The organism is Pseudomonas kairouanensis (assembly GCF_004682055.1).
Classification (GTDB): domain Bacteria; phylum Pseudomonadota; class Gammaproteobacteria; order Pseudomonadales; family Pseudomonadaceae; genus Aquipseudomonas; species Aquipseudomonas kairouanensis.
On record NZ_QUZU01000002.1, the window covers coordinates 1 to 21,445 of the forward strand.

18 protein-coding genes are annotated in these 21,445 nt (G+C 60.8%); 7 read left to right on the forward strand and 11 right to left on the reverse strand.

Going from position 1 to position 21,445, the window contains the following annotated elements:
* From DYL59_RS02360 to DYL59_RS02370, 3 genes are all read right to left on the reverse strand, one after another.
* On the reverse strand, nucleotides 1-759 hold a 759-nt coding region (locus tag DYL59_RS02360), incomplete at its 3' end, for a protein kinase family protein (protein ID WP_135287728.1).
* Between the two features lie 383 nt (nucleotides 760-1,142).
* A complete protein-coding gene (locus tag DYL59_RS02365; RefSeq protein WP_238340595.1) occupies nucleotides 1,143-1,799 on the reverse strand; it encodes a Wzz/FepE/Etk N-terminal domain-containing protein in 657 nt (218 codons plus the stop codon).
* A gap of 99 nt (nucleotides 1,800-1,898) precedes the next feature.
* Nucleotides 1,899-3,086, reverse strand: a complete 1,188-nt coding sequence (locus tag DYL59_RS02370; protein WP_135287730.1) for an MFS transporter — start codon at nucleotides 3,084-3,086, stop codon at nucleotides 1,899-1,901.
* A 181-nt stretch (nucleotides 3,087-3,267) separates the two neighbouring features.
* Between DYL59_RS02370 and DYL59_RS02375 the strand changes: the two genes are divergently transcribed.
* The 4 genes from DYL59_RS02375 to DYL59_RS02390 all read left to right on the forward strand — a co-directional run bounded on the left by DYL59_RS02375 (nucleotide 3,268) and on the right by DYL59_RS02390 (nucleotide 10,964).
* Nucleotides 3,268-6,084: an ATP-binding protein gene (locus DYL59_RS02375; protein ID WP_135287975.1), complete on the forward strand. Its 2,817-nt coding sequence runs from the start codon at nucleotides 3,268-3,270 to the stop codon at nucleotides 6,082-6,084.
* Nucleotides 6,081-7,280, forward strand: coding sequence for a response regulator cyclic di-GMP phosphodiesterase PvrR (gene pvrR, locus DYL59_RS02380; protein WP_135287731.1), 1,200 nt, complete (start codon nucleotides 6,081-6,083; stop codon nucleotides 7,278-7,280). Before DYL59_RS02375 ends, pvrR begins: the two co-directional genes overlap by 4 nt.
* Before the next feature lie 124 nt (nucleotides 7,281-7,404).
* The gene (locus tag DYL59_RS02385; protein WP_135287732.1) at nucleotides 7,405-10,317 is read left to right on the forward strand and encodes a hybrid sensor histidine kinase/response regulator; all 2,913 of its coding nucleotides are present in this window, start codon (nucleotides 7,405-7,407) and stop codon (nucleotides 10,315-10,317) included.
* Entirely contained in the window at nucleotides 10,317-10,964 is a 648-nt protein-coding gene (locus DYL59_RS02390; protein WP_135287733.1) for a response regulator, read from the forward strand. The genes DYL59_RS02385 and DYL59_RS02390 overlap by 1 nt, the downstream gene beginning before the upstream one ends.
* Here DYL59_RS02390 and DYL59_RS02395 read toward each other — a convergent pair whose 3' ends face one another.
* From DYL59_RS02395 to DYL59_RS02420, 6 genes are read right to left on the reverse strand one after another with little or no spacing between them, the layout of a single operon-like run.
* A complete protein-coding gene (locus DYL59_RS02395) occupies nucleotides 10,965-11,453 on the reverse strand; it encodes a fimbrial protein (protein WP_135287734.1) in 489 nt (162 codons plus the stop codon).
* Nucleotides 11,450-11,920: a fimbrial protein gene (locus tag DYL59_RS02400; RefSeq protein WP_135287735.1), complete on the reverse strand. Its 471-nt coding sequence runs from the start codon at nucleotides 11,918-11,920 to the stop codon at nucleotides 11,450-11,452. Before DYL59_RS02400 ends, DYL59_RS02395 begins: the two co-directional genes overlap by 4 nt.
* 10 nt (nucleotides 11,921-11,930) lie before the next feature.
* A complete protein-coding gene (locus DYL59_RS02405) occupies nucleotides 11,931-12,806 on the reverse strand; it encodes a fimbrial protein (RefSeq protein WP_135287736.1) in 876 nt (291 codons plus the stop codon).
* A gap of 3 nt (nucleotides 12,807-12,809) precedes the next feature.
* Nucleotides 12,810-15,386 (reverse strand): fimbria/pilus outer membrane usher protein, encoded by a 2,577-nt coding sequence (locus DYL59_RS02410; RefSeq protein WP_135287737.1) that lies wholly within the window; start codon nucleotides 15,384-15,386, stop codon nucleotides 12,810-12,812.
* Between the two features lie 29 nt (nucleotides 15,387-15,415).
* The gene (locus DYL59_RS02415; protein ID WP_135287738.1) at nucleotides 15,416-16,114 is read right to left on the reverse strand and encodes a fimbrial biogenesis chaperone; all 699 of its coding nucleotides are present in this window, start codon (nucleotides 16,112-16,114) and stop codon (nucleotides 15,416-15,418) included.
* A gap of 54 nt (nucleotides 16,115-16,168) precedes the next feature.
* Nucleotides 16,169-16,744, reverse strand: a complete 576-nt coding sequence (locus tag DYL59_RS02420; protein WP_135287739.1) for a fimbrial protein — start codon at nucleotides 16,742-16,744, stop codon at nucleotides 16,169-16,171.
* Nucleotides 16,745-17,179: 435 nt separating this feature from the next.
* On the opposite strand from DYL59_RS02420, the gene mqo reads away from it, so the two are divergent.
* The gene (gene mqo / locus DYL59_RS02425) at nucleotides 17,180-18,826 is read left to right on the forward strand and encodes a malate dehydrogenase (quinone) (protein ID WP_135287740.1); all 1,647 of its coding nucleotides are present in this window, start codon (nucleotides 17,180-17,182) and stop codon (nucleotides 18,824-18,826) included.
* Between the two features lie 80 nt (nucleotides 18,827-18,906).
* On the opposite strand, the gene DYL59_RS02430 is transcribed toward mqo, so the two are convergent.
* Complete coding sequence (locus tag DYL59_RS02430) at nucleotides 18,907-19,578, reverse strand: NADPH-dependent F420 reductase (protein ID WP_135287741.1); 672 nt, start codon at nucleotides 19,576-19,578, stop codon at nucleotides 18,907-18,909.
* Nucleotides 19,579-19,698: 120 nt separating this feature from the next.
* On the opposite strand from DYL59_RS02430, the gene DYL59_RS02435 reads away from it, so the two are divergent.
* Both DYL59_RS02435 and DYL59_RS02440 read left to right on the forward strand, forming a co-directional pair.
* On the forward strand, nucleotides 19,699-20,604 hold the full coding sequence (locus DYL59_RS02435; RefSeq protein ID WP_135287976.1) for a LysR family transcriptional regulator: 906 nt from the start codon (nucleotides 19,699-19,701) through the stop codon (nucleotides 20,602-20,604).
* A 91-nt stretch (nucleotides 20,605-20,695) separates the two neighbouring features.
* Nucleotides 20,696-21,025, forward strand: a complete 330-nt coding sequence (locus tag DYL59_RS02440; protein WP_135287742.1) for a YXWGXW repeat-containing protein — start codon at nucleotides 20,696-20,698, stop codon at nucleotides 21,023-21,025.
* A 7-nt stretch (nucleotides 21,026-21,032) separates the two neighbouring features.
* On the opposite strand, the gene DYL59_RS02445 is transcribed toward DYL59_RS02440, so the two are convergent.
* On the reverse strand, nucleotides 21,033-21,407 hold the full coding sequence (locus DYL59_RS02445) for a hypothetical protein (protein WP_238340597.1): 375 nt from the start codon (nucleotides 21,405-21,407) through the stop codon (nucleotides 21,033-21,035).
* Nucleotides 21,408-21,445 lie beyond the last annotated feature (38 nt).

Genomic DNA, 21,445 nt, shown 5'->3' on the forward strand with positions numbered 1-21,445 from the left:
CATCTCATCAAAGCGGTTTCGATCAATGCCGGCATAGTTGCCCAGTTCTTCGTAAACCAGCTGGTCGTAGTCGCGCTCGATCACGAATCGGAAAATTTCCCGGCGGTAATAGAAGCCGAATTGGAATGCCAGCACCTCGGTCAAGTATTCCGTAGGGCTGAGGAAGCAGTTTTCCAGGTCGATGGCTTTGGCGAGCGTGGGCTGTTCAAGGTTGATCATCACGTTGTTGGCCCAGAAGTCCATGTGCACGATCTTCTTGCTGTGCAAGGCATGCAGCAGGTCGAAAGACACACGAATCAGGCTCTGAATGCCGCGTTCCTCGTTGAGCCACTCAAGCCCATTGAGGTGGCCGTCCAGCATCTCGGTAAATATGAAGAACTCCTGGACCAAGCCAAGTGCGGACTTGCGATAGCCGAAGCCGTACAGGTTGGCAACCGGCGCGCCGCGTTGCTGGGCGCCGAAGGTGTTGATCACTTCCTCCACCGGCCAGTCGAACGCACCATCGCGCTTTGCGCGGCCGAAGGTGACTCTCAATTTGGGGCGCAGGCTGTCAAGCGGCTGGGATTTGGCGAACAGGTCGCTCTCCATCCCTTTCAGTGGGGCACTGATGCGGTCTTGCAACTGGTGGCGTGCGTCGATCAGATCCTGAATCGCCTGCTGAGCACTGATGTCAGTGCTGTTCGCGGTGAAAACCGTCGCGTTGCGATGGTTGAGTGTTGTGGGAAAGCTCTGAAGCACACTTCTGTCAGGAAAGCTCAAAACACGTCCTTGTCATAAATGAAATATGTAGGACATGTTACAGACTGATGACATTGGATCCAACCTGAACCTTACCTGTCTGAAAATTAAATTAAGTTCATTTGGGCGAGATTAAGGGGGTCCCTGATTGACTCTGGGGTATTTGTCTGGTTTTTTCTTGTGGCTGTACTCCCCCAAATGGATATTTTTACGCGTTTACGCGTATCAATTCAGGGGGAGCGGTCAGGAAATGTATGAAAATCCAATAGTGGGATGCAGGAGTGTTGTAAAGCCGTTTTAAGTGCTGAAGTTTTTATGAAAGCAACCCGTTTTGTGAAGCCATTTATGCTTGTGATTATGTTCTAGCTGCGCAGTGCTGATTGTTTTTTGTTAATGAAACTTGCTTAAGCGACGCGGGTATTTTTGTATTGCCGAATCAGGAACCTGCCTATCACAAAAGTACTTCCAAGCAAGAATCCCAGAAACGCACCGAGCGCAGTAAGTTTCTTGGGGCTCTTACTGTTGATGATCTTGACTTCATCTAGCGTATTGAAGGCTCTGACAGTGTTTTCGCCTCCTAAAGCAGGCAGGTTGAGCGATATGGCTTCTTTGTTTGCGCTGTTCAAGGCAGCCTTCAATTGCCCAGCAGCGTGTTCCGAAGTGGTCGCAGTGGCCGAAACGATATAGAGGATGGGCTCGTTTTTGCCAGTTTTGGGCGTGGTCTCTTTCAATGTGATCGACTGAGAGGCCATCACCCCCATCGCTGTATAAAAAAGGTCGTTTTGTATTGAGTTGTACAGTCGGAGCTCGCTGGCTTTTGAATCTTCATGGGCGCTACCCATATTGTTATTGATTTCTTTGTATAAGTTATAAAGTGACGATCTGGTGATATAGGTGCTCGCTGTCCATTGGTCGGGCGTTACAGTAGAGGCCGAGAGAGCGATAAGTGAGCCTGCAACGGTTGTTGTCAAAATCGTTAGTTTGTGGACCCAAAGTGATTGAAGCAGTGGAATCAAATCTATCTCATCGTCATTTGGGCGAAGCTTGGGATTGGTTGACATGCTCACAAAAAATTCCTTATTGGACGTTCCCCGATTGTAGAGAAAAAAATACGATCTGCCATTGGTCATTCGGGGGCAGGCTTTGCTGCCCCCGTCACATCAATGCCCGCCCCGCATCCGCCGGGCGATCAGGTAAATACCCAGCCCCACCAGTGCCGTCATTGCACCGATATAGCCGGTACTCGTCCAACCCAGCCCAGCCGTAATGGCCATCCCGCCAAACCACGGCCCGAGCGCGTTCGCAAGGTTGAATGCGGCGTGGTTGGAAGCCGCCGCCAGGCTCGGCGCTTCGTGGGCGATGTCCATCAGGCGGATCTGCAGCGGTGCGGCCAGCGATATCATGGTGCCGACCAGGCCAATGCCCAGCAGCACCCCCCACAAAGACCCTGCCGCAAACGGGAAGAACACCAGCACGGCCATCGACCACACCAGAATCCAGCCCACTGCGCGGAACTGCAGGCGGTCGAACAGTTTGCCGCCGGCGATATTGCCGATAATCCCGCCGACGCCAAAGGCCGCCAGGCCGAAGGGTATCCATTGCGGTGAGACCTTGGTCACTTCGAGCATGGTGGGGGCCAGGTAGCTGAACACGCAGAACATCCCGGCAAAGCCGATGGCACCAATCGCGAGGGCCATCCACACCTGGGGTTTGGTAAACGCGCGCAGTTCTTTGCGTGGGTCGCTGCGGGGTTCGTCGTGGCGGTTGGGCACAAAGCGCCAGACCAGTGCGATGGTGCACAGCGCAATAGCGCTCACCAGCGCAAACGCCGAACGCCAGCCCAGGTATTGGCCAAGGAACGTTGCAATCGGATTGCCCAGCAGCATCGCCAGGGTCAGGCCCATCATGACCCGGGCGACGGCGCCTGCACGTTTATCACTGGGCACCATGCTAGACGCCACCACGGCGGCAATGCCGAAGTAAGCGCCATGGGGCAGGCCGCTGATAAAGCGAAACGCCACCAGCGAGCCAAAGGTCGGAGTAAATGCAGTGGCCAGGTTACCCAAGGCATACAACGCCATCAGCAACAGCAGCATATGCTTGCGCAGCAATTTGGCGCCCAGGATCGCCAGCAGCGGCGCGCCGACCATCACCCCCAACGCGTAGGCGCTGATGGCATGACCCACCTGGGGTTCGCTCAGGTGCAGGTTGCTGGCGATGTCGGGCATCAAACCCATGATGGCGAATTCGCCGGTGCCAATCGCAAAGCTGCCTACGGCCATGGCAGCTTCCATTTTGGCGGCGCTGCGCGCAGGCAGGAGGTGGCCGGATGTTTGGTGGGTAGACATGGCTCGCTCTATTTTTTGATGGGTTGCACACGAAGGAGGCGCCGATGCTACGCAGGCAGCGGCGAAGGTGTCTAGAACGGCCTTTTGCCTGAGAGTTCAATGGCGTTTCGGTAAGCGCGGTGTCAAGCCTTTGAGATCCGTCTTATTCAACCAGCCCGCAACGACCTTCATCCTTGCGAGGATGAAGCTCAAACATTTTCTGCAACCCCTCGATTCTTCCTTCTCCACCCCCAAGGCCGCCCGCAAATTGTTGCGACTGTTTGCCCTTGCGCTGGTGTTGGGCGTGTACGTGGGCGCCTACAGTTACCTGCGTGCTGCCCTTAACGAGGAGATTTCGCTGCGGCGCAGTTACATGAACGAGGCCATCTCCGATGCGCAGAGTTTTTTTGTCAGCCGTCAGACGCTGCTCAAGAGCCTGGGCCTCTCTACCGTGCGGCATGTCACGCCACCCAAGGGCAACCTCAATGAAGTGCCGGCCGAGGAGGTGCACATCACCTTGGGCGAAGCGGGCAATGGCTGGAGCCTGTGGTTGACCCGCCGCATGCTCAATTACATGCAGTCCAACCAGGTCAACCTGATCTACGTGGCCCAGCGTGCCGAGCCTGTGGTAGAGCGGCTGTTCACAGTGGCGGCCACCCCGGACCCCGTGCCCGAATCGGTGCTGCGACGGCTGATGGGGGTGGATACCGGCAAGGTCTCGGTCAGCGACCAGTTATGGCTGACCGAACAGAGCCAGTTGGATTCACCGCTGTATATCTTCACTCGCTTGGACGAGCGCAGCCCCGCTTCGGGGTGGCTGGGCCTGGAGATGGATGGACCGGACCTGATCAGTGCCTTGCAACACGAAAAAGCCGGCGACTTCATGTTGCTCGACGGCGCCGGTCAGCTGATTTTCAGCAGCGCGCCCCATCAGCCCAACGCAGCGCAGGTATTGCGCCAGCACCAGGCTACAGCCCGTTTCGGCTGGGAGGGTAGCCGCTGGTTGCCGGATCGCCTGGCTATTCGCAAGCACCTGGGTTACTCCCACTGGCAAATCGTCTACAGCCTGGAACTGGGCTCGTTGTTGCCCAGCCTGGCCCTGCCGTTGCTGATCTGTGCGTTGTTGTGTCTGTCGGCCAGCCTGCTGATGGTGCGACTGGTGCGGCGTATCGATCAGCGCCTGATCATTCCGGCGGCCAACCGCATCGAAGCGCTGGTAGAAAGCGAGGCGTTCAGCAGTGCCGTGATTCGTATCGCGCCGGTTGCGCTGTGCGTATTGCGCCGCAGTGACGGCGAAGTGGTATTGGAAAATCCCTTGTCGCGCCAATGGCTGGGCAGCGGGCGCGAACGCCGGCAACTGTGCCACGACTGGATCCGCCGGGCGTTTGATGACGCCGAGCAAAGCAGCACCGACGAACTGCAAATGGCCGACGGTCGTCACCTGTTCCTGAGCTTTGCGCCCACCCGTTATCAGCGCGAGGAAGTGCTGATCTGCGCATTCAGCGATATCACCGAACGCAAGCAGGTGGAGTTGGCCCTGCAGCAGGCGCGCACCCTGGCGGACGCAGCCAACGAGGCCAAGACCCTGTTTTTGGCGACCATGAGCCACGAGATCCGCACCCCGCTGTATGGTGTGCTGGGCACCCTGGAACTGCTGGCTCGCACTGAGCTCAACAACCAGCAGCGCGGTTACCTCAATGCCATCGAAGGCTCTTCGGCCAACCTGTTGCAGCTGATCTGCGACGTATTGGATGTATCGAAGATCGAGGCAGGGCAACTGTCCCTGGAACTCGCCGTGTTTTCGCCATTGGAGCTGGTACAGGAGGTCATCCAGGGCTACGCCGGGGCTGCTCAAAGCAAAGGTTTGCAACTGTTTGCCTGCCTGGACCCGCAGCTGCCCGACCAAGTGCGAGGCGACGTCACGCGCATCCGCCAGATTCTGAACAACCTGCTCAACAATGCGCTGAAGTTTACCGAGAGCGGGCGCATCGTTCTGCGTTTGCGCCTGGAGAGCCGCGAAGGAGAGCGCGCCACGCTGCAATGGCAAGTGGTGGATACCGGCAAAGGTATTGCGGCCCAGGATCAGCAGTATTTGTTCGAGCCATTTTTTCAGGCCAGTGGCAATGCCAATGTGGTGGCGGGCACCGGGCTTGGGCTGTCGATCTGCAAGCGTCTGGTGCACTTGATGAATGGCACGTTGCGGGTGGTCAGCGAGCCGGGCCTGGGCAGCAGTTTCACCTTTATTTTGCCGCTGGAGCAGGTCAGCGCCGGGGAGCCCTGGGCGCTGCCACTGTTGGGTGAACGGATCTATGTGGTATCCCCGGTACGTGAACTGGCCGAAAGCATCGGCGGCTGGTTGCGTCGCTGGGGCGCGCGCGTGCAGTTGGGTTTGCCTGAGTCGGTGGAGACCGACCCTGGCGCGGTACTGGTGGAACTCTACCCCGGCGCGGCCGATATCGGCCAACGGCTGGGCTGGTCCGGCCCGCGGGTCATGGCCGCCGCCGACGAACACGGGTTTTGCCAGGGGCCTGGCGCATGTTGGCAAATCGGCCTGAACAACCTGCACGCCCTTAATCGCGCGGTCAGCCGCGCCCAGGGCATTGCTGAACACTTGTCGCCCGCCAGCAGTGAAGTTCCGGCGGATTTGAACCTGAACCTGCGCTTGTTGGTGGCCGAAGACAACCTGATCAACCAGTTGATCCTGCGCGATCAGCTTGAAGAACTCGGCTGCACCGTGGTACTGGCCGGCGACGGAGTGGAAGCGCTGTCCCTGTGGGGCGACACCGCGTTCGACATGATCCTCACCGACGTCAACATGCCGCGCATGAACGGCTACGAACTCACCGAGCAACTGCGCCGCTTGGGCTGCGCGCTGCCGATAATTGGCGCCACGGCCAATGCCATGCTCGATGAGGCCGAGCGCTGTCTGAATGCGGGCATGGATCACTGCCTGGTCAAGCCCTTTACCCTGCGCGCGCTTTACCAATGCCTGCACCGCTATCAAGGGAGTGTGCTTTGAGTGCTTATCGCGTGCTCATCGTGGAAGACCACCCCTTTCAGCATGAGTATCTGATCAACCTCTTCCAGGCCATCGGTGGCTTCGAGGTCGATGCCGTGTGGGACGGCGCGACCGCCATGCGGCGCCTGGCCCGCCAACGTTACGACCTGTTGCTCAGTGACTTGATGATGCCGGGCATGGATGGCGTGCAGTTGATCCAGCAACTGGCCACCCTCCAGGCACCGCCGGCCCTGGCGTTGATGAGTGTTTCTTCGCGACGCATGCTGGTGGGCGCCGGGCAAGTGGCGGATAACCTGGGTCTTACAGTTGCTGGGCTGCTCTCCAAGCCAGTGCACGAACCCCAGGTACGTTCCCTGCGCGACAGCCTCGACAAGCTGATGGAGCAGGCCCGCACCCCGTGCTGCCAACGCACACTCACCCTGGCACAGGACAATCTGGTGCGCGCCTTGACCAATGGCGAGATCCAGGCTTGGTTCCAACCCAAGAAATCCCTGCACGACGGGCGCATCGTCGGTGCCGAGGCCCTGGCTCGTTGGGTGCACCCGGTGGAGGGCTTGCTCATGCCGGGACAATTCCTCGGGGAAGTCGAGCGCCTGGGCCTGGAAGCTCAACTGCTGACCTGCATCCTCAAGCACACTCTGGCCGCCCAGGCCCAGTGGGCACAGCTCGGTTACCGCCTGCCGGTGTCGATCAATTTGCCCACCCATTTGCTCGACCAGTGCGACTTGGTAGACCAGCTTTTGGCCCAGGTGCAGGCAAGTGACGCCGAGCCCCGGCAAATTACCTTCGAATTGATGGAAAGCTCCACCACATTGCTCCCCAGCAACTACTACGCTGGAGCATGCCGCTTGCGCATGATGGGCTTCGGGCTGGCGCAGGATGATTTCGGCAAGGGTTTCAGTTCCTACTTCAATCTGGTCTCTACACCGTTCAATGAAGTGAAGATCGACCGCTCGCTGGTGCATGGCTGTGCCGACAACGACAGCCTGGCCTCAGCCTTGCAAAGCATCGTCGACCTGGGGCGCAAACTGGGGTTGACCACCATTGCCGAGGGCGCCGAGACCCAGGCCGAACTGGCGGTGCTGAGGAGGATCGGCTGCGACCAGGTGCAAGGCTTTCTGATCTCCCAAGGTGTGGCAGCGGACAAGTTCAGCGCTTTGTTAATGGAAGATGGCCCTGCGCCAGCACTTATCTGAACGCGCAGGGTCACACAGTCAAGAAGCCCGAAGGAAGGGTCGTCCGGTACGCCGGGCGTTATTGGCCAATGCCGGGATCATGCATAGGCCCCACGTCCTGATTCAGGCTTTCGCGGTATTGACGATGAAACATGCAAGTCTGCGCCTGGATAAACTGGCGCAAAGTTCCCAGCGCCTGAACAAAGCCCTGTTATTGCTGACGGGGCTGGCTTTGTTGCTGTCCAGCAGTTGCTATTGGGCCGTGTCGCGCCTGGTGGATGCCGAACAGGAAAAGGTCGAGTTCCACTTCGCCCGCGTGGTGGAAATCATCCATGAGCACGAAGCCTTCCTGCGCAATGTGGCCCAAGGTTACAGCCGCAGCAATGCGCCGCCGCTGCCGGCGGTGCAGTCCACGTCGATGGTGGAGTTGCAGCGCGATGCTGGGCAGGTGCTGGTGCAGGCCAAGGGGTTTGCGCTGTCGCTGCCGTTCACCCTGGCCCACGATGACGGCTTCTCGGCGGACGACACCCGTCGTGCGCTGGCCTTTGGCGTGCAACTGACCGACTACTATGGCGGCTACTGGGCCAGCTCCTTCTACGCCTCGCCCCAACTGTTCGTGTTTACCCCCAACGACGTCGCAAGCCTGGCCGTGCCGGGCATTGGTGGTTTGCGCCAGCACCAGCCGTTATTGCGCGAGCAGTACCGCGAAGTGGTGAGCCGCTTGCAGCAACTGCAGCAAAGCCAACGCACCTTGCTCACCGACAGCCGCGTGCGTTGGTTGCGCGCGCCATTGCAGTTGTATCGCAACAGCCGCAGCGTGGTCGCCATGATCGGCCTGGATGCGCCAGCGGCCGTGTTGCCAGCCAACCAGCCCCAGGGCCTCTTGACGCTGGCCGCAGTGGTGGACACTTCCCAGGTGGATGAAATCGAGCGCGTGCTCAGGTTGTCGGTCTACAACCAGTTCACCTTGATCGCGCCGGAAGGCGACGTGTTGCTGGGCAGTCTCGGGCAAGAGCGCACGGTGCCCCTGGGCCTGAGCTTCAACCGCCAGGGTTTGCGCTTCAAGATGGTCAGCGAGGGCGGTGCGCACTGGACGGGTTTGTACGCCATCAGCTACCAGGACTTTTTGCGCTACGCCAAATGGCCGTTGCTGGGGCTGGGCCTGACCTTTCTTGCTGCGATCCTGCTGGGCTGGTGGATCAACCACTGGTACAAAACCCGCATCGTCAGCCCGGCCCAGCGCGCCCAGGAGCGTTTGTTCGAAAGTGAAGCCTTCAACCGCATCATGCTGCATAACGCCCCGGCCGGTCTGTGCGTGGTGCGGCGCAGCGACTGCCAGTTGCTATTGGAAAACCAGCGCGCCATGCACTTGGGTGGCACCGCGCCGCTGCTGGAGGTGCTCAAGGCCAACCACGGCACCGACACCCCTGGCGAGATGTGCCTGGCGGTAGAAGGGCGCTATTTGCAGGTGGTGATGGTGGCTGCCCGCTACGAGGGCGAGGACGTGTTCCTCTGCGGCTGCAACGACATCACCCGGCATGTGGGCGAAGCCCAGTTGCTGAACCAGGCGCGCCAGGAAGCCACGGCAGCCAACGAGGCCAAGACTGTGTTTCTGGCCACCATGAGCCATGAAATCCGCACGCCGCTCTACGGCGTACTGGGCAATCTGGAACTGATGGCCCTCACCGATATGAGCGAGCGCCAGCGCCAATACCTGGAAATCATCCAAGGCTCATCCACTGTGCTGTTCCAATTGATCAGCAACGTGTTGGATGTATCGAAAATCGAGTCCGGGCAAATGGCCGTGGAAGCAACGCCGTTCAACCCGCGCCAATTGGTGGAGGAGGCGGTGCTGGCGTTCAGCGCCACCGGGCGCAACAAAGGGTTGCAGATCGATGCCGAGATCGACCGGCAGGTGCCCGCGCAACTGCGCGGCGATGCGGGGCGCATCAGGCAGATCCTGCATAACTTGCTGGGCAACGCGATCAAGTTCACCGACTCGGGCCGGGTGCGCCTGCGCCTGACCGTGCAAGAGATGCTTGAGCGGCAAGTGGCGTTGCAATGGCAAGTCACCGACACCGGCGTGGGCATCTCCGAAAAAGCCTTGGAGCAGTTGTTCAAACCCTTTTACCAAGTGGCTGGCGGCCAGGACGGCAATGGTGCGGGCCTGGGCCTGTCGATCTGTTCGCGTTTAAGTGAACTGATGGGCGGCAGCATGCGTGTGGTCAGTGAGCCAGGACTGGGCAGCAGTTTTTCCCTGCTCATCACGTTGCCGGTTATCGACAGCGCACCGTCGGTGGCCACCCCGGAACTGGCGTTGCCTTGCCTGGATGCGCCGTGCCTGAACGTGCGGGTGCTGGTGGCCGAGGACAACCCGGTCAGCCAAGCCGTGCTGCGCGAACAACTCGAAGCCCTCGGCGCCCAGCCCACCGTGGCCCGTGACGGCGAGCACGCCCTGCAAATCTGGGGCTCGCAGCCGTTCGACTTGGTGATCACCGACATCAACATGCCACGCCTCAACGGCTATGACCTGGCCCGCGCCCTGCGCGAACAAGGGGTGCAGGTGCCGATTATCGGCGTCACCGCTAACGCTCTTCGCGAAGAGGGCGAACGCTGCCTGGCCGTGGGCATGAATGCCTGGGTGGTCAAGCCGCTGAGCTTGAGCATGTTGCGCCAGGCGTTGATGGCTCACTGTCGGCGCGCAACCACCGCCAGCACGCCGCCGCCGGGGGACCGTGATGGCTGGATCGAGTTGTCGCCGAGCATGCGCCGTCTGATGGGCGAAACCTTGCTCGCTGATGTGCAGCAGATCGAGCAGGGCCTGGCCACGGTCGACACCCCCTTTGTGCGCGAGCGCCTGCACAGTCTCAACGGCGCGCTGGCCAGTGTGCGTGCCAGCGTGTTGTCGAGCAGTTGCCAGGCCTGGGAAAACGCCCTTTACGAAGGTCCGCTGGATCCACGCGCCTGCGCACAGATTCGCGTGCTGTGCGCGCGGCTGACGGCGGTGGCGCAGTGCTTGCTGGCCGAGTCCTCCGCTCACGACAAGGAAGATAAATAATGCGAAAAATGAACGTTGTCATTGCCGACGACCACCCCATCGTCCTGGTGGGCGTGCGTGAAATCGTGCAGCGCGACTCACGCTATCACCTGGTGGGCGAGGCGGTCAGTTCCAGTCAGTTGATCGAACGGCTGCGGGCCCACCAGCCCCAGGTGTTGATCACCGATTTCAACATGCCCGGCGACGACACCTATGGCGATGGCCTGAAGCTGATCGAGTACATTCTGCGTCACTTTCCAGGCACCCAGGTGCTGGTGCTGACCATGATCTCCAACACCCTGATCCTCACACGCTTGCAAGAGTTGGGCGTGGCCGGCGTCATTCAGAAAAGCCATTTGCACGGTGAGATCGAAAAAGCCCTGAACGCGATCAGTGCCCAGCGCAGCTACCAACCGCCGGAGCCCGCGGCGACCTCCGTGGTAGGCAACTCGAACCAGGTGACGCAGCGCTTTCAGAGCTTGTCGCCCCGAGAGATCGAAGTGTTGCGTCTGTTTGTGACGGGCATGAGCGTCAGCGATATTGCCCGGCAATTGAGCCGCAGCAACAAGACGGTCAGTGCACAGAAAATCTCGGCCATGCGCAAACTGGAGGTGGACAGTGACCAGGCGCTGCTGACCTATTGCATCGAGGCCCGGCAGTTCCAGTAATCAGCGGTAGGTGATTTGCATCAACAGCATGGCGTTGTAGCTGCCCGCTTCGGGCAGTGTCCCCACCGATACCGGCGTGACCTGCAAGGTCAGCTCCAGCGGCTGGTCGCTCACCGGCCACGTGCCGATGTCGCCCAGGCCCAAGTCGGCCTTGGCGTTTTTATTCAACAGCGCAAAACGTAGGCCCAGGGCTGGACGGCTGGTGAGCAGGGTGTGGGTGTCGACACTGCCCAAGCCTGCCGAGAGGGTCAGGCTGACCTGGCTGCCCGCCTGGCAATCGAACACCAGCGGCACCTCGGTGGCGACGGCACTGTTATCGGCCAATTGGCTGATGTTCACCGTGCCCAAGTCCACCTGTTGGGTGCTGGGAAAACGTGGCGAACACGGTGGGGCAATGAGCTTGCCGCTCACATCGATACGGGTTTCGTCCACTGGCTGCGCGGCCACTGCACTGCTCAGGGCCAGCAGCGTCCATAACAAGGCTTTCATAGGTAGTTGATCGTCATGACCATGGACGAGCTGAACGCCCCCGGCGTTTGCACGCCCAGCGGGATCAGCTTGGCGTTGAGGCTGATATCCACGTTGCCGCTCAAGTTGCTGTAGGCCTTGGTTGAACCGTCGAGCGTCGCTGGCAGGTTGGTGTCGGCCCACAGCAGTGACACGCCGAGGGTGTCCATGCTGGTCTTGGCCACCGTGGCTGTGTGCGTGCCGCTATTGGCGCTGAAGCTCACGGTCAGGGACGAGTTCGCCGGGCACACCATGCGCACCGGTACCGGCCGGGTCGACGCGCTGGCCACCTGGTCGGTGCGCACCTCGCCGAATTCGGCGATCAAGGTGGTGCTGGTGCTCAGCACACAGGGCGGCCGGGTGAGGGTGCCGCGTACGGTGATGTTGACCGTATCGGCCGCCTGGGCGCTGGCGCCGAGCAGCAACAGGGCAAGCAGGGAAGCGTTCATGGGCATGTCCTCAGCGGTAGTCGATGGTCAGGGTGTACTGGCTTTGGAATGCGCCGGCGGGGGATTGGCCGGGGGCGAGCTGCGGCTGGAAGCTCAGGTTAATGTTGTTGTTGCCCACCCCCATCTGCATGTAACGCGGGCTGCTGAAGTTCACCGGGTTGCGGGTGTCGGTCCATAGCGCCTGCATGTTCAGGCCGTTCAGCGTGGTGCGCGACACACCGGTGGTGGCGCTGACCACCGCCTGGCTGGGCGCCAGTGAAACCGTAGCCTGCACCGCAGAGCGGCAATTGACCGACACGCTGGTCGATTGCACCTGGTTGCTCAAATCGCCACTGCTGATGCTGCCGAACGACAGGTTGACGGCGCTGGGGGAGCTCAAGGTGCAGCCGGCAGCGGCGACGTTGTAAACAAACCATACCGTCTGGAACCACTCCGCATAGTTCGGGTACCCGTAAGACGTCACGCCCAACGAGACGAAGGCCGCGCGCCGTCCCGGCGTATCAGGTGCCTTTCCGCCGATGAAATAGGTGTAGGGGATCTGGGTGTTGATCGGCCGCCGCACACACGGCCCGCCCAGGCAGGCGCCGCTGTAGCTGCCCAGCGGAAGCTCTGGCAGGTAGTTTTTGTCGTAGAAATTCATGATGTACAACGTTGCCGGGTTTGTGCCGCTTTGCGGGGTGATCGACACATTGAGTCGAGCGCTGTAGGGAAACGTGCGTTTGACCGTACAGGTGCCTTCGAGCGGCACTGCCATCTGCTCACCGGCGGTAAAGTCGTAGCCGTTAAGGTTGGTGCCAGCCACCCGGCATTCCAGGTTTCCTGCGATGAGCGCGTGGGCTTGAAGCGGCAGCAACAGGCCAAGCAGCAACAGGGTCTTGAGGTTCATCACTTAGGAATCCTTGGCGCCCGACCCATCGGCCGCGCGCTCACATTGAATATTGAGTTGGGTAATTCCGCGTTCGGCGCGGTTGTCGTCTGCCAGTTGCAATTGGCGAGTGCACCATGGCTGGCCGTCCACGCTGATCACCAGCCTTGCGTGTTCGGGGACGCCGGTGAGATACGCACGGCCCTTGTCCGCCACCAGGGTGTAGCCCAGGGCGCGGCCGTCCGGCGCGAACAGCTCGGCGCGGGCGGCGAAGGGCGCGGCTTCACCGTGGGTATCGAGGATGTGAAACAAAATGCGCTTGCCGCGCCGGGTTTCGAAATCCGCCAGCACGAAGGCGCCACGATTGGGCACCACTTCCTGTACCAACTCGGCAATGTCGACGTCTTCGGGCATCGATTGGGTGTCCAGCGACACGCGATTCTTGCGATACGGCAGCGCCTGGGGCACCACGGTGTAGCCGTTGGCATTGGTGCGCACGCCGCGTTTGTTGGCGATGCCCACATTGGCGGCGCCGGGGGTGGCCACAATCACGTTGGTTTCACCCAACGGTTGGCTGAACATCAGGTTGTTGTCGTAGGCCACCACCGAGCCTTCGATGCCCATGTCCAACTGGCGGCTGCCGGTCGACTCGCTATAGGCGCCATGCAGGATGGCGTTGGGCGCTTCATAACGGGCCGCAAAGGTGCCACCGATGCTGCGCTGGTTGGCGCTGACCTGTTGCGAGACGCCCGCGCTGTAGGCCAGGGTATCGTCTTCGAAGGCATTGCCACTGAGGGTGGCGGTACGTGAGGCCGAGCCGTTGGAGGTCTGGCTGGTGCTGGCGGTGACCCGCTGGCTGCGCGTGCCGCCCAGGGGCATGCTGATGTTCAGCGACAGCGTGCGGTTTTGCGTCTCGGCGCCCCGGTTCACACCAAGCCCCAGGGAGTACGTGATGCTGCCCGAACTCAGGGTGTAACCCACCTGCACCGAGGTGTCCGGCTTGGTTTTGTTCCAATACGCGGTTTTGGAAACGTTGGCATACAGGCCGCCGTACTCGCCCAGTTGTTGGGACACGTTGGCGGTGAAGTTGCTTTTCATATGGCCGCTGCGGTAGTTGGCCAGGCCTGTGTCGTTGGTGCGACTGCTCAAGGCTTCATTGAACGAGTAGTAGCCGCCGGTGGAGTAGCGATAGCCGATCAGGCTGAAGTTGGTGTCGGTGGCCGTCAGGGATTTGGAATAACGAAACCGGAACGACTGGCCGCTGGCATTGCGTTTGTCCGTGCCCAGGGCCTGGCTGTTGGCGTGGGTCACGTCCAGGGAGATCGCGCCAAAGCCGGCGAAGTCCTGGGCGAACCCCAGCAGGCCGGCGTTGTAGCGGTCACTGAGCAGCGTACCGCCGAACACCGTGGTGCTGCCGGTAAGGCCACGGCGCAGGGACGCCTGGATGAAGGTTGGGGTTTCCTGCTCCGTGGTTGATTGCGCCGGGCGGTAGCGGCCGGCAAACACCGAGTAGCTCTGTTGGCCTTCGCGCAACATGTAGGGCACCGACGAGAACGACTGGGTATAGACCTGGCGCTCGCCGTCGGGGCCCTCCACGGTCACTTCGATATCGCCGTTGCTGGCGGTAGGGTACAGGTCGGCCAGGGCGAACGGCCCCGAGGGCACCCATTGCTCGTGGATCACGTAGCCACGCTGGCGAATGGTCACCCGCGAACGGCCGTTGGCGATGCCGCGCACCACCGGGGCAAATTCCCGCGCCTGGTCGGGCAGCATGTCCAGGTCTGAAGCGATGCCCAGGCCGCGATAGGGGATGGCGTCGAACAGGTCGCCCTCGGTGGTGGAGTCGCCCAAGGTGGCGATCGCCATCATGTTGCCCATGTCGCGCTGGGCGTAGGTTTCCAGGGACTCCCACTGGCCGGTATCGCCGCTGCCTTTTTTCCAGGTGGAAAAGTTGCGCAAACGCCAGGCCCCGGCATTGACGCCGCTGCGCAGGCTGCCGAACTGGTCCTCGCGGCGCATGCCGTCAGACTCCGCTTGGCTACCGGAAAAGCTGTAGTTGGTGAACGCCACGTGCTCGCCCTGGCTCCACTGGCGGCGGCGCACTTCGAAGGGGATGCTGCCCATGTAGGCCTGGGGGATTTCAATCGACAGGGTCTGGCGATTGAAGTCGTAGTCATAGCTCACCCCGACCAGGCCCTGGTCGAAGGCGACGCAGGTGGGGTCGGCATCGCTACGGTTTTGCAGGGCGTTTTCGGCCACGCCTTGTTCGCGAAAGAACTCGGCATCCAGGCACGGAAACAACCCGGTGGCCGATTGCTGCGCCGCGCCGCTGGCACGTACAAAGTGCAGGTCGCGTTTGTCCACAAACCGCTGGTTGATCGATACGTCCACTCGGTAAATCCCCGGCAACTGGCCTTCGCTCATGGCGGCCACTTGCTGCTGCACTGCGGCCGAACTCTGCCCTCCGCCGATCTCCAGGAACGACGCATCGAACTGGTAACCGGCCTGGGCAGGCGCCAGGTGCAAGGCGGTGGCGACCAGCAACGGGCAGCCGAACGCCTTCACGGCGCGTGGGCGCATGAGTGGGAATGAACGGGACATGGGCGTTCCTGGAAGGTGGCGCGGGCGAATCAGTTGAGGTGGATGAGCGGCGCTTCCACGGTGCTGCCGTAGTCATCGATGTAACTGAGGGCCAGTTCATCGCCGGCCTTGGCCTGGATCGGCAATTCCTTGTGTTCACCGGGATACAGCACATCCGGTGCCTGGGTGATCGGCTGGCCGTTGAGCTTGAGTTCGCTGACCACCACATGCAGCTTGGAGGCGTTGGTGAAGGCCAGTGCGCCTGCGTGGGCGTTCCACTTCACCTGCGCCACCGCATCCTTGAGCGAAGCCTTCAGGCCGGCCGGGCGGTAGAACAGTTTGATGGTGGTCTTGAGGGCGATCTGCAACACGTTCTTGCCTTTCTGATCGTCGCTCATGGCCGGGATCGCCTTGACGTTCATCAGGAACAGGCTTTCGCGGTCCAGGGGCACCTGGGCTCCGCCGGTGAAGATGATGCGCAGGATGTTTTCCTTATTGGCATCAAGCCGGAACAGCGGAGGGGTGACGATAAAACTGTCGACACTCTCGTCGTTACCGCTGCCGAAACGGCTGACCCAGGATTGCACCAGGTAGGGCGAGGTATCTTCACGATTACTGATGGTGAGGTTGGCTTCGTTGGCCGCGCCATCGTAGATCAGCCGCGTGGCGCCAACGGTCACGGCGGCATTGGCTGCGCCGCTGTGCCAGAGCGGCAACAGGGCGAGTAGAAAACACAGTTTCAAACGCATGGGGAAGACCTTTGAAGTCCGTGGGCCACGCGGGCCCACGGTGGTGACAAGTGCTTACTTGTAGGTGACGTCGAAGCTGGCCAGGGCATAGACCTCACCCGTGCCGATACCGGAGGTGGTGACTTCGTCGCCTTCGGGGCCGGAAGTGGTGTCGGCGATGGTGCGCACGTAGGCAGCGGTGAAGTTGAAGGTGTTGGACTGGATCCGCAGGTCGTAGTCAGCGGTTGCCGTGTTCAGGGGCAGTTTTTTGCCCGTGCGGCTGTCGGCGATCTGGATCGCTACGCCGCGTACCTGGTTTTGACCGGTCAGGCCCAGCAGGGTGGAGTCGTTGGCGTCCTGCTGGCCGCTGAAGGTGATCGCGACGTTTTTCTTGGTGGCGACGCTGCAGTTGTCCAGGCTGATGGTGAAGGATTTCTCCTTGGCAATGGAGCCCACCGCTGGCGCGAAGTCGGCAATGCGCACAGGGTCCAGGGTTACGGACTTGTTGGCGTCGCCGGTCTTGATGGTGCAGGCGTTATCGGTCACGGAACCGGTGAATTCGATCTGGCCGTCCGCCGCTTGTGCGCAGGTGGCCGTCATGACCCAGCAAGCACCGAAAGCGAGAGTGAATTTGCTCAGTTTGTTCAGCATTGCAATGCCCTTTTGAGGTGGAAGGTTGTCCGCTTACCCCTCTTGAGTAAGCCAATCCATGGTGCATTGCCGCGTTTGCCAGGCCCATGAGACGGATCTTAAAAGCTGGCCAAGTGCTGCCGTCCGACCGGCGAGTCCATATCCGACGCCGGGCGTGATATTCTGCGCGCCATCTTGGTCTAGTCTCTTTCTGGTACGTACATCCGTATACGTTCCGGTCGGTCGCTGTCGCCCAGGTAGCTGAAGCCAATAATGATAAGAAGTCAGCGCAGAAGGGACATAAAAGTGAGGTCGATACATCGGCCTTGTGTGCCCACCCTGCGGCCCTCAAGTGAATGTGCGAACCCCGCGCTGCGTTGCCTGGCGCAGCGTGATGACGGCGCGCGCATGATCTGGGGTAGTGGGGCGGATGGCGTTTTATCATAGGTGCTACTGATGTTTAAAAAAGTAAACACTGCCTTGCTGGGGCTGGCTTTGTCGCTGGGGATCAGCTCCGTTCACGCGGAAGAGGCAAAGAAAGTCGATGTGCTGCTGATCGGCGGCGGCATCATGAGTGCAACCCTGGGTGTATGGCTCAATGAGCTGCAGCCGGACTGGTCGATGGAAATGGTCGAGCGCCTCGATGGCGTTGCCCAGGAAAGCTCCAACGGCTGGAACAACGCGGGTACGGGTCACTCGGCGCTGGCTGAGCTGAACTACACCCCGGAAGACAAGAACGGCAACGTTGAGATCCCCAAAGCGGTCGAGATCAACGAAGCGTTCCAGATCTCCCGTCAGTTCTGGTCCTGGCAGGTCCGTCAGGGCGTGTTGAAGAACCCACGTTCGTTCATCAACTCCACGCCGCACATGAGCTTTGTGTGGGGCGATGACAACATCAAGTTCCTGAAAAAACGCTACGAAGCCCTGCAAGCCAGCCCGCTGTTCGCCGGTATGCAGTACTCCGAAGACCCGGCGCAGATCGCCAAGTGGGTGCCGCTGATGATGGAAGGGCGTGACCCGAACCAGAAAATCGCCGCCACCTGGTCGCCGATCGGTACCGACATGAACTTTGGCGAGATCACCCGCCAGTTCGTCGCCCACCTGCAAACCACCCCTAAGTTCGACCTGAAACTGTCGAGCGAAGTGCAGGACATCACCAAGAACGCCGACGGTTCGTGGCGCGTAAGCTACAAAAACCTCAAAGACGGCACCAAGACCGAAACCGACGCCAAGTTCGTGTTCATCGGCGCGGGCGGCGGTGCACTGCACCTGCTGCAAAAGTCCGGCATTCCTGAAGCCAAGGAATACGCTGGCTTCCCGGTAGGTGGCTCGTTCCTCGTCACCGATAACCCGGCGATCGCCGAGCAGCACCTGGCCAAGGCCTACGGCAAGGCTTCGGTTGGCGCGCCACCGATGTCGGTTCCGCACCTGGACACCCGCGTGCTGGACGGCAAGCGTGTAATCCTGTTTGGCCCATTCGCGACCTTCTCCACCAAGTTCCTCAAAGAAGGCTCGTACCTGGACCTGCTGACCAGCACCACCACCCACAACATCTGGCCAATGACCAAAGTCGGTATTCGTGAATACCCACTGGTCGAGTACCTTGCCGGCCAACTGATGCTGTCGGATGACGACCGCTACAACGCCCTCAAAGAGTACTTCCCGAACGCCAAGAAAGAAGACTGGCGCTTGTGGCAAGCCGGTCAGCGCGTGCAGATCATCAAGCGTGACGAAGAGCAGGGCGGCGTCCTGAAACTCGGTACCGAAGTGGTCAGCTCCGCTGACAACAGCATTGCAGGCCTGTTGGGTGCATCGCCAGGCGCGTCCACCGCGGCTCCGATCATGCTGACCGTGCTGCAAAAGGTGTTCAAGGACAAGGTTGCGACCCCTGAGTGGCAGGCAAAACTGCACCAGATCGTACCGAGCTACGGCACCAAGCTGAACGACAGCCCGGAAGCGGTTGCCAAGGAATGGGCCTACACGGCCGAAGTCCTGCAACTGACCCCACCGCCTGCGATCCCGCAAATGGCTGCTCCAAAGCCGACCGAGGCTGCCAAGCCTGCGGCCGAGCCGAGCAAGCCAGCGTCTGACCTGGCGCTGTAAGTATCGGCGGTGGTCCCAGGACCACGCTGAAACATCAAAGCCCGCTGATCGGTAACGGTCAGCGGGCTTTTTTGTGGTCGCTAGGGTTTGACGTGGGGGCGTGCAGCAGGCGGCAATTGAACCGTTCGCTCGGCTGCCGCCAGCGCTGCCTTCAACCCGGCCTTGTCCAGCGGCACGCAATAGGCCGGCTTGGCCCGTTCAAACCGCCAGCTTTCATCCAGCCCGCCCGCATCCACTGCATCGAAACCGAGCCCGTCGAGCAACTGGATCACCTGCGCCTTGGCTGCGGCATCATCGGCGGCCACCGGCAATGCCCGGCGGTCCGCTGCGCCATGGGGGCGTGCATCCTGCGTGAGGTCTGAGGCGAAGATTGCGTTGAACACCTTCACCACATGTGACTGCGAAAAATGCTCGGCGAGCAACCGGCTGGTGGTGGTTTCAAAACGGTCCAGCGCAGGCCAGTGCCCGTCGCGGTCCGGGTAGTAGTTGTTTGAATCGAGCACCGTCTTACCTTCCAGCCATTGCGCGGGCACGCTGCGGTAATGCTCGAAGGGGATGGCAACCAGTACCACATCGCCAAACCGTGCAGCGTCTTCAGCGCTGCCCACCTGCACGCCGGGGATGCCACTGACCACACTGCTCATGGTGTGTGGGCCCCGGGAGTTGCTCAACATCACTTCATGCCCCGCAGCCAATGCCAATTGGGCCACGGCGCGTGCGATAAAACCTGCTCCAATCACACCAATCTTCATCACGTTGCTCCGGTAACGGGTAGGAGTGGCTATGATGATTGGCAACCAAATGACGATAAATAATCGTTTTGGTGTCGATGTTGTTACTGGGAGTTGTGAATAGTGGATCGTCTTTCCAGCATGAATGCCTTTGTGATGGCCGCCGAGTTGGGCTCTTACGCGCGCGCCGCCGAGCGCCTGAACATGTCCCCGCAGATGGTGGCCAAGCACGTTACAGCCCTTGAGCAGCGCCTTGGCGCTCGTTTGCTCAACCGCACCACCCGCCGGCAAAGCCTGACGGAGCTGGGCGGTGCGTACTACGAACGTTGCAAACACATTCTGACGGAAGCCGAGGCTGCCGATTCGCTGGCGCAGATCATGAATGACACGCCGCGCGGCAAGCTGAGAATCACCGCCCCCGTGACCTTCGGCTCCTACAGCCTGATGCCCTTGGTGACCCAATTCCTGCGTGATCATCCCGATGTGGAAATCGACCTGCACCTGACGGATCGTTTTGTCGACCTGGTGGAGGAGGGGTATGAGGTGGCCTTTCGCATTGGCCCGCTGGCAACCACCAGCCTCACCGCCAGGCCTTTGGCGCCTTATCAATTGGTGGCCTGCGCGGCGCCGGCCTACCTCGCGAAACGAGGCGTACCCCGGGTGCCCGCTGATCTTGAGCAGCATGAGTGCCTGGGCTATGTCTTTTGGTCACGCCCGGCTGATCGGGAATGGGTGTTTCAGCACGGGTCGGTTGCCCACGCAGTGCAGGTGTCCAGCCGCTTGCAGGTCAATGAAAGCCGGGCCCTCATGTCGGCCGCGCTGGATGGTTTTGGCATTGTCCTTGGGCCAGAAGACTTTCTGCGCGGGGCCCTGGAGCGCGCAGAGCTTGTGCGAGTCCTCCCGGGGTTTGCTCCGCCGAGTCGGCCGATGCATCTGGTCTACACGGCAAATCGGCAACGCACCGCCAAGCTGCGGCATTTTGTCGACGCGGTTGTGCGGCACTTCGGTCGTGAGGGGTTCAGCAACCCGACAGACACGACCTGTTAAAAATATCCCAGGGCCAAGCAGGCGCGCGGTTAGAGCAAGGGGGGCATTTTTACCGGTGTATGTGGTGGGCGGTCACGCCCGAGGGGGTTGTATGTTGCTACGTTATGCAGCATTGGCGGCTGTCGTCGTTGCGGCGTCCGGGTGTGTGCAGGAGCGGGTTGTGCATGAGCGCAGGCCGTTGCAGCGTGAGTATGTGGAGGTCATCGCTCCACAGCCGCCGCCGGTTCAGGTGATCGAAGTCGAGCCTGCACCACGGTATGGGTATGTGTGGTCGCGCGGATACTGGCGCTGGGAAGGTGGCCGATACGTGGCCGTACACGGCCATTGGGAGCCGGTGCGCGAAGGTTACCGGTATGTGCACCCGCACTGGGTCCAGCGCAATGACGGTTACCACTGGCAGGGTGGTGGCTGGGTTCGCTGAACCGTGGCTAGCCCGGTTTTTTGATACCCAGCAGGCGCACCTCCCGCAGTAGCGCAGCGCCGAGTTGATCGGTGCCCAGTTCGCGGTAGCCCACTGCCTGTATTTCGCCGTTTTCTTCGGCCTGGATGATGATCACCGGTGTTTCCTTGCCGGTGGTTTCGTCCACATGCAGCGCGTACTGCGGGATATCCAGCTTGATGGGCGTGCCGGCAGCTTGACCCTTCACGTTGATCAGAAATGCCGCACAACCTGTGTCGACGTCTGCCGACGTGGCGGACCGGCCGCTGACAAAGCAGCTTTGCGGCAGGTCGGGCCAGGCGATGGCGTCGGCATTGGCCTGGAGGGCGGCGATAAGCAAGGTAGCAAGGACAAGCGTGCGCACGTAGGGCGTTCTCCCGGGCAAGGTTGAGCGCAGTTTTA

Coding starts and splice junctions, on each gene's coding strand:
- DYL59_RS02390 (WP_135287733.1), top strand. CDS start 10,317: ATGCGAAAAATGAACGTTGTCATTGCCGACGACCACCCCATCGTCCTG.
- DYL59_RS02405 (WP_135287736.1), bottom strand. CDS start 12,806: ATGAACCTCAAGACCCTGTTGCTGCTTGGCCTGTTGCTGCCGCTTCAA.
- mqo (WP_135287740.1), top strand. CDS start 17,180: ATGTTTAAAAAAGTAAACACTGCCTTGCTGGGGCTGGCTTTGTCGCTG.
- DYL59_RS02375 (WP_135287975.1), top strand. CDS start 3,268: ATGAAGCTCAAACATTTTCTGCAACCCCTCGATTCTTCCTTCTCCACC.
- DYL59_RS02395 (WP_135287734.1), bottom strand. CDS start 11,453: ATGAAAGCCTTGTTATGGACGCTGCTGGCCCTGAGCAGTGCAGTGGCC.
- DYL59_RS02440 (WP_135287742.1), top strand. CDS start 20,696: ATGTTGCTACGTTATGCAGCATTGGCGGCTGTCGTCGTTGCGGCGTCC.
- DYL59_RS02420 (WP_135287739.1), bottom strand. CDS start 16,744: ATGCTGAACAAACTGAGCAAATTCACTCTCGCTTTCGGTGCTTGCTGG.
- DYL59_RS02370 (WP_135287730.1), bottom strand. CDS start 3,086: ATGTCTACCCACCAAACATCCGGCCACCTCCTGCCTGCGCGCAGCGCC.
- DYL59_RS02430 (WP_135287741.1), bottom strand. CDS start 19,578: ATGAAGATTGGTGTGATTGGAGCAGGTTTTATCGCACGCGCCGTGGCC.
- DYL59_RS02435 (WP_135287976.1), top strand. CDS start 19,699: ATGAATGCCTTTGTGATGGCCGCCGAGTTGGGCTCTTACGCGCGCGCC.
- DYL59_RS02400 (WP_135287735.1), bottom strand. CDS start 11,920: ATGAACGCTTCCCTGCTTGCCCTGTTGCTGCTCGGCGCCAGCGCCCAG.
- DYL59_RS02410 (WP_135287737.1), bottom strand. CDS start 15,386: ATGTCCCGTTCATTCCCACTCATGCGCCCACGCGCCGTGAAGGCGTTC.
- DYL59_RS02385 (WP_135287732.1), top strand. CDS start 7,405: ATGAAACATGCAAGTCTGCGCCTGGATAAACTGGCGCAAAGTTCCCAG.
- DYL59_RS02365 (WP_238340595.1), bottom strand. CDS start 1,799: ATGTCAACCAATCCCAAGCTTCGCCCAAATGACGATGAGATAGATTTG.
- DYL59_RS02415 (WP_135287738.1), bottom strand. CDS start 16,114: ATGCGTTTGAAACTGTGTTTTCTACTCGCCCTGTTGCCGCTCTGGCAC.